This window comes from Vibrio sp. OPT46, from assembly GCF_015163535.1.
GTDB lineage: Bacteria > Pseudomonadota > Gammaproteobacteria > Enterobacterales > Vibrionaceae > Vibrio > Vibrio alginolyticus.
The window spans coordinates 67,279-67,556 of the sequence record NZ_JADDYG010000481.1 but is presented as its reverse complement, the minus strand read 5'-3'; the positions used below and the strand labels follow the sequence as shown (position 1 = coordinate 67,556).

Genomic DNA, 278 nt, shown 5'->3' with positions numbered 1-278 from the left:
CAAGACTGGACCAAGCTTGATGCCAACATGGGTACCGAAGATGAACTCAGAACCTTCGTCGATACCGCCCACAAGAAAGGTATCCGCGTGATTTGGGATGTAGTCATGAACCACACAGGTTATGCGACATTAGCAGACATGCAGGAATTCGGCTTTGGTCAGCTTTACCTTGATGACCAAGAAGCCAAACAAGTCCTTGGTGAAAAATGGACCGACTGGCAGCCAAAATCAGGACAAAGCTGGCACAGCTTCAACGACTACATCAAATACGGTGATAG

General features: G+C 47.8%; 1 protein-coding gene. It reads left to right on the top strand.

Translation table 11 applies throughout. The features are described 5' to 3' along the window. On the top strand, nt 1–278 hold a 278-nt coding region (locus tag IQR33_RS33785; RefSeq protein ID WP_265575800.1), incomplete at both ends, for an alpha-amylase family glycosyl hydrolase.